Annotated in this window: 9 protein-coding genes and 2 pseudogenes; 4 read left to right on the top strand and 7 right to left on the bottom strand. The window is 41.9% G+C overall.

The window, feature by feature from the left end:
• Window positions 1-47 precede the first annotated feature (47 nt).
• The 4 genes from F6K20_RS20425 to F6K20_RS20415 all read right to left on the bottom strand — a co-directional run bounded on the left by F6K20_RS20425 (window position 48) and on the right by F6K20_RS20415 (window position 2,314).
• Complete coding sequence (locus F6K20_RS20425; protein WP_267871993.1) at window positions 48-173, bottom strand: hypothetical protein; 126 nt, start codon at window positions 171-173, stop codon at window positions 48-50.
• Window positions 161-577: a helix-turn-helix domain-containing protein gene (locus F6K20_RS20420; RefSeq protein WP_008180461.1), complete on the bottom strand. Its 417-nt coding sequence runs from the start codon at window positions 575-577 to the stop codon at window positions 161-163. Before F6K20_RS20420 ends, F6K20_RS20425 begins: the two co-directional genes overlap by 13 nt.
• Before the next feature lie 535 nt (window positions 578-1,112).
• Window positions 1,113-1,451, bottom strand: coding sequence for an ISAs1 family transposase (locus F6K20_RS40090; protein WP_008180458.1), 339 nt, complete (start codon window positions 1,449-1,451; stop codon window positions 1,113-1,115).
• 2 nt (window positions 1,452-1,453) lie between these two features.
• Window positions 1,454-2,314: an ISAs1 family transposase gene (locus tag F6K20_RS20415; RefSeq protein ID WP_008180456.1), complete on the bottom strand. Its 861-nt coding sequence runs from the start codon at window positions 2,312-2,314 to the stop codon at window positions 1,454-1,456.
• Window positions 2,315-2,795: 481 nt separating this feature from the next.
• On the opposite strand from F6K20_RS20415, the gene F6K20_RS40765 reads away from it, so the two are divergent.
• The 3 genes and pseudogenes from F6K20_RS40765 to F6K20_RS20405 all read left to right on the top strand — a co-directional run.
• A complete protein-coding gene (locus F6K20_RS40765; protein WP_438941757.1) occupies window positions 2,796-2,984 on the top strand; it encodes an IS1/IS1595 family N-terminal zinc-binding domain-containing protein in 189 nt (62 codons plus the stop codon).
• Between the two features lie 345 nt (window positions 2,985-3,329).
• Window positions 3,330-3,452: a hypothetical protein gene (locus F6K20_RS20410; protein WP_267871994.1), complete on the top strand. Its 123-nt coding sequence runs from the start codon at window positions 3,330-3,332 to the stop codon at window positions 3,450-3,452.
• A pseudogene (locus F6K20_RS20405) lies at window positions 3,446-3,765 on the top strand (IS1 family transposase); the annotation flags it as partial. The gene F6K20_RS20410 and the pseudogene F6K20_RS20405, both read left to right, overlap by 7 nt.
• Here F6K20_RS20405 and F6K20_RS20400 read toward each other — a convergent pair.
• A complete protein-coding gene (locus F6K20_RS20400; protein WP_008180453.1) occupies window positions 3,766-3,903 on the bottom strand; it encodes a hypothetical protein in 138 nt (45 codons plus the stop codon).
• A 15-nt stretch (window positions 3,904-3,918) separates the two neighbouring features.
• Here F6K20_RS20400 and F6K20_RS20395 point away from each other — a divergent pair, with 15 nt between their 5' ends.
• Window positions 3,919-4,467, top strand: coding sequence for a hypothetical protein (locus tag F6K20_RS20395; RefSeq protein ID WP_287295826.1), 549 nt, complete (start codon window positions 3,919-3,921; stop codon window positions 4,465-4,467).
• A 91-nt stretch (window positions 4,468-4,558) separates the two neighbouring features.
• Here the strand turns inward: F6K20_RS20395 and F6K20_RS20390 are convergent.
• Both F6K20_RS20390 and F6K20_RS20385 read right to left on the bottom strand, forming a co-directional pair.
• Window positions 4,559-5,377 (bottom strand): annotated as a pseudogene (locus F6K20_RS20390) (IS5 family transposase).
• A gap of 395 nt (window positions 5,378-5,772) precedes the next feature.
• Window positions 5,773-6,039 carry a hypothetical protein gene (locus tag F6K20_RS20385; protein WP_143764195.1) on the bottom strand — a complete coding sequence of 89 codons (267 nt, stop codon included), beginning with the start codon at window positions 6,037-6,039 and terminating at the stop codon, window positions 5,773-5,775.
• Window positions 6,040-6,263 lie beyond the last annotated feature (224 nt).

Below are 6,263 nucleotides of genomic sequence, written 5' to 3'. Positions count from 1 at the left end.
CCATGATTAACTAATGTCTTGATCATGGGTGAGGAACCAATCGGCGATCATCTGGTTTTGTTCCTCCACCACAGAGCTATTTTATCTGGGACTTTGTCTTGATGCAATAGCGAGTGGGGGAAACCCCCAAGACCGTAATGGTGCGTTTTCCGTAGGCGAATTAAATTCGCCACGGGTCGCACCTCTGCATCGCTTTTTTACCTTTATGCCAACTCATCCCAGCTTTTTTGAGTAATTCGTAATAGCTTTGTAATGAGCAATACACTACACCATAACTCTGTTCGATGTAGTCCATTACCTCCCATACAGTTGTTTGGGTTTTAGATTTAATCCGCTGGATTACTTCTGTTGACTGTGAGTGCTTTAAATATCCTAAACTCTCTTTATAGGCTAGTTCTAAACCTTTCACTCCTTGCTCACGATTGCGACGTTCCCAACGACTTATATAGCTTGACTGAACTCCCAATACTGGTTGAATTTCCCGATGCTTGAGACCTTGAAGGCGCATCTTCATCGCTATTGCTCGTTTGAGTTCTATGGGATCCCGATTACTGGCCATTAATTCTTCCAGGGTCATAATATTAATATATATTCATTACACCAATACACTTTAAATTATAACCCATTACAGAACTCTTTTCTCCAAATTCATTTAGGATTGGTATAGTCCAGCTCAAAGTCTCGGAAGAATCTTTGTAGCAGTTTGTAGTTCGATGCTGTTTTTGCTGTACCCATAAACCCCAGGGTAATCGCAGCTAAATTAAGTCTTCCTAGATATAGCATTATTTGAGCTTGTTAGGACTAGAAAATGGTGAAGTGGTCGGACCGGTGCCCTCAAAAATGTCCTAACTTATGGGCAAGGGTGCTATATCCCAAACCCAGAGTCAATTTTCACACCTTTGATTTATAGCAGAAGTCATTTGTCAGAAGTCATTTGTCAGAAGTCAAACTCTTGCGCTTACAAAGGGTGTGAGACTTTTGTCATGTCCTAACTGCCCTGGCGACTGCTATAAATTTATGACTGGCTTCAAGGGTGATTAATATAGGCCGTAATGAACTTGATCAGGCTTTCCTCCTTTGTCTTCTGAAGGAGTAACAATTTCTGGGAGTCTCTAGACAACATCATGCCCCAACAAAACACTCAGAGCATAGTCATTATCTAACGCAGCACTATAGCGTTTCATCGCCAGACTCTGTTTTGAGGGTTCTTGGTTGAGTAAATTGATACACAAGTGGTGTAATACAGCCATATTCTCAGGCCCATGTCCAGTGCGAATCCGACTAGCATCTTGATGGAAGGTCATATCAAGCACCCAATGCAAGCTATTTTCAATGCCCCAGTGAGAGCGAATCGCTTCGGCCAAGACTAAGGCCGAAGCTCCTAAACTGGTTATGTAGTAACAGATCTGTGTGGTTGTTTTATTCCACAGTTGTCGCTCTCGTTTGACCATGACTACTGTCGTGAAACTTTTCCACTGTTGGGCACCCCAAAACCGCTGGACATTGGTTGATGGACACTGCCCAAACCTACTGCCCAAACCTGACGATGTTCGATGGGATGATGGCCTGCCTCTGTGGTCTCGGTGTAGCTGTAGTCTATTCCTTGCCAATCGAAGGCTTGAGCTTGCTTGAAAAAGGCTTTGACATCCTTGTAAAGATTGTCCTGATTACCCTTGAGCATCAGAACATAGTCCCCACCCTGTGACACAATTTGGGCAGCTATCTTCTTTTGTGCTCCCATCGCATCAATAGTGATAATTGCTCCAGTTAGATCTAGCAACTGTAATAGTTCCGGGATAGCTGTAATCTCATTGGACTTCTGCTCCACTGCTTGTTGGGCTAACACCAGATGATGCTCACTCGCCCATGCAGTGATGGTGTGTAAGGCTGTGATTCCCTGATTTCGGTCATAGGAACCTCTCGAGGTCTTACCATCAATGCTGATCAGGTTGATGGCAAGCTTTCTACTCAAGTGACTAACCCACGATAAAAAACATTCACGCATCTGCTGTGGGTCGATCTGAGCCAAGACTCTTGAAAACGTCTCATGGGAAGGAATCCCATAGGGTAACTCCAAAAACGTCTCTAACCACTTCTGCTTGCGTTTGCCATAAGTCTCTATTGCTACCATGGAATCCGAGCCGCTTATGACTGCCAGTATCGTTATTGTCAGGATATCAATGAGTAGATGTTGAGGTTGACGTTTCGTTCGTGGGTCATCCAAGCCAATGAATTCTTCCATAATGCTTCCCTTGAGCTTTTTGGTGGTGGCGCAAGGCCAGGAAGAAGTAATCGGAGCAAAACCTTGGGACATCAAGATTGGCCTCGTTCAAAGGGTTCTCCTCTAATCTCCTGGATTTCCTTGTTGTTGTCTAGACTCAAAATCGGGTTCTTCGGAACTTAGTCTGTAAAAGATCGCTCAAACCTATGCTGCGCGGTGTTTTAGGCTAAAACTGCTCAAAACTGACTTCAAATCTCGCCATCCATTACCAGATTAGGGCTACAGGGTTTTATCCAGCACACCAGGTTCGGAAGAACCCAAAATCGAGAGCTACTCACTCGGTTCAAGTCAAGTACATTTTATTCAAAATAGGGTGGTGATAAACATGTAGTGATACAACATTTACTTTAGCCTAAATAAGACATTTGTTACTCAAAAATAGAGTCAGTTGACTGTAAATTTATTAGCAATACTTATATAATCTATTATAAATATTGATTGAATAAATCTTATGAAACTGCTATTTTTTTATTAGTAATAAAATGCTTTTTTGATAAACAATTCCTGGTAAACAATGAATGCAAAACCTGATTTAATAACCCGACCTAATTGCCCTTACTGCAATTGTGAGCGAACAGTTAAAAATGGCAGCACTCATCATAAAAAGCCAAAATACCTGTGTAAAAACTGTAAGAAGCAGTTTATAAAAAATCCTACAAAAAAGCCGATACCCTTGTCGAAAAAAAATAAAGATAATAGATGACCTCTTGCTTGAAAAAATATCTTTAGCTGGCATTGCACGATCAGTTGGAGTTTCAAAAACATGGCTCCAAAATTATGTTAATAAAAAATATGCCGAAACTCCCCGAAAAATCAAGGTGTCCGAAAAACCATGCATGTAAAATTACCATAGAATGTGATGAAATGTGGTCTTTTGTTAACAATAAAGATAATCAGCATTTGAAGTTACCGTAAGAGAGTGGTTTGAAGTTACCGTAAGAATAAAGGAGCCTTTCTGGTTGCTCGGCTATACATAAAAGGGTTAAAACTTATTGATTAAGGCTCCTTTATTCTAAGGTTTCATCTCCGGCCTTTATAGGGACAGGTTATGGGTAAGAGTTTTAAGTTATATGAAATAAGGCGACCCTCTCTAAGGTTTCGTCTCCAATGGATTTGGTTGGCAATTGATGGCCGTTGGCCACGCTACGCGAACAAAAAACTAGAGAAATAATTGGAGTTTATATTGGTGATCGTACTCGATACTCGGCAAAAAAATTATGGCAGTCTTTCCCTCCAGCTGACAATGTGCTGTGTGTTATACAGATTTTTGGGAAGCTTATAAAACAGTAATACCACAAAAACGTCACAAACCAGTAGCAAAAAAAACTGCTAAAACTAATCATATTGAAAGATTAAATAATACCTTAAGACAAAGGATTAGTCGTCTGGTAAGAAAAACTTTGTCATTTTCAAAAAAATTAGAAAATCACTTAGGAGCTATTTGGAATTTTATTCATCACTATAATCAATGTTTGTCGGTTTGATTAGGCCATCACTACATGTTTATCACTACCAAACTTTCCTTGTTTTATCAGTTTTGTTAATTGATCATAATCAATTCCTAATAATACTTTGGTTTGTTTAGGATGTTTTTGAATATAATCCCAAGTATAATTACTCATTGTTTCCGCTTATCTATGGATATTTACGTCCATTATACTCTATTTTTAGAATTTTATAGTATTATGGAGATGTATAATAAGTTAGTGAAAGTACTTCAAAAGATAAAGCCCGTGGTTGCTGGAACGGGTGCGCAGACCAAGTACAACCGGACTAAGCTGGGCTTTCCTAAGGAGCATTGGATTGATGCCGCCTGTGTCGGAGATATTGAAGCCTTGCAGTTAAGGACAAACCAACCACTGTTAGTAACTTGTTTTGGCCAAGGAGGTAGGCAAAAAGCAGCACTCAACAAGTATGGCTATCCCATCAGACACAACCCATTAAAGCCGATTGGCCGTAGGCCACGCTGCGCGAACAAAGGTTGGTGTAGTGGAGATATAGCCAAAAACCTCCTGACTGGGGAGTTCGGAAGAGTTAACCCCAGAAGCAAAAGTAACTCTTTCAATTACACAGTCCCGGGGAAAAAGGCAATAAGCTTGCACGTCAAAAACCTGATAAGAGTCCACAGAAAAGATGGATACACTTACAGCTTTTGCGAGCAAATACCAGAAATTACCTGGGAATAGTCGTCCTACCGTTGACAGACTAAATCCCCTGGCTAATTTGGTTTGAGTACATTTGTTCATCACCTCTAAGAGCTGATTTCTAAACAGAACCTTAAACTGTTGCTAGTCGTTTTGTCATCAGGCGAATGAGAGAACCAGAAATCATCGCCTCACTCATCTGTGTATACTGTTCATAGTCCTTACTCAAACGGCGAAATCGATTCAACCACCCAAACGTGCGTTCCACGATCCAACGCTTTGGCAATATCTTAAACTCCTTTGACTTGCGTTCTATGACTTCTACTTGCACTGACTCACCACACACTTGTTTGACCGCATGGGCAAAATTCTTTCCCGAATACCCTTGATCCACCCAAACCACTTTCAACTTGGAGAGAGCTTCTTTCGACTCATTAAAAACAACAACAGCTCCCAATCGCTCTGACATGTTTGCTTCGGTCACTAACATACCAATCAGCAAACCTGGCGAATCTACGACGATATGGCGTTTACGGCCTTTAACCTTCTTGCCACCGTCATAGCCGTAGACATCCCCCTTTTTTCTGTGGTCTTCACCGATTGAGAATCGGCTATCGCCACCGTTGATTGTTCGTCACGTCCTGATTCGGTGCGTAACTGGCCTCGTAACTTGTCATGAATCCCTTGCCATATGCCAAAGCGGTTGCCACTTGCGAAAGTATTTATAGACAGTAGAATAGGGCGGTAAATCATGAGGCAACATTTCCCATTGACAGCCCGTGCGTTGTACGTAAAATATCCCGTTAAGAATCTCACGAAGATTAACCGTTCTGGGATGACCGAACCCTTTAGGACTCGGTAAGTAGGGTTCAATGATGCTCCATTCCGCATCACTGAGGTCACTAGGATAGTTTGGGCGATGGGGGTTAGCAATCTTAGGTAAGCGGCTCATGGAGAAATGCCAGAGGAAGTCCAGGTAATAATCTACAAGGACTACCACAGTTGTAGTCCATTTCTTTAGACTACCTTTAGAAATCAGCTCTAAACGACGTCCATTTATTTGCTCTGCCTCCCAAGGTGCTTCGGTCAGAAAATGGTGTATTCTGTGGTAAGTTACCTCTACGGAGTCTCTCGCTATCTGAGATAGATTTTTTCGTTGACTTTCTCCCAATAATCCCTCTATGTAGTTTCCTTACTCTCTTTTCTTCGGCTAATTCCTCAATAAATCATCGAACTTACACTCACCTTTGTTAAAACAGGGAGGCATTGCTGCTGGGGTTGTTTCTTTCATGGGGGCGTACCCTTAAGCATAACGACGTTAAAACTATGTAAAATCTGTAGTATACCCTACCTTTTCGTTTTCCAGGCGAAAGCGTGTCTTCCTAACCGTTTTAGCTGTCGAGTGCAGGTGAGTGGAAATCTGTTCAACATAAAGCGCCTTGATGACTTAAATGAACCGCTTCTGCTCGATCGCGTAGCGTGGCCTACGGCCAATCTTTGAATCGTTAACTGACGGTGGTGGCCCTCCTCAACTCCGGTGAGCGTTCTTTCTTCTTCTTGGGTGAGAAACACTCTCAGTCTGGCTCCCATACCTCTGACTCCTTTCTTCGGCAACACTTTAGAATTTGTAACATACCTCCTTTTTTCTTGCACGACCTACTTATGAAATGATGCACTTTCCCTACTCACGCTGGGGGGGTGACATACAAGCTGAAATCCTTACTGGATAATAATTTCAGCCCATAAGTTACTTCAGGTGCGCTTGACCGTGGCGAATTAAATTCGCCACGGTCAAGCGCACCTAAAATATACATTCTGTTTTGGGCTGACTTTGGACA

Source organism: Moorena sp. SIO2C4, assembly GCF_010672485.1.
GTDB classification, from domain to species: Bacteria; Cyanobacteriota; Cyanobacteriia; order Cyanobacteriales; family Coleofasciculaceae; genus Moorena; species Moorena producens.
This window is presented reverse-complemented; position numbering and strand designations above follow the sequence as displayed.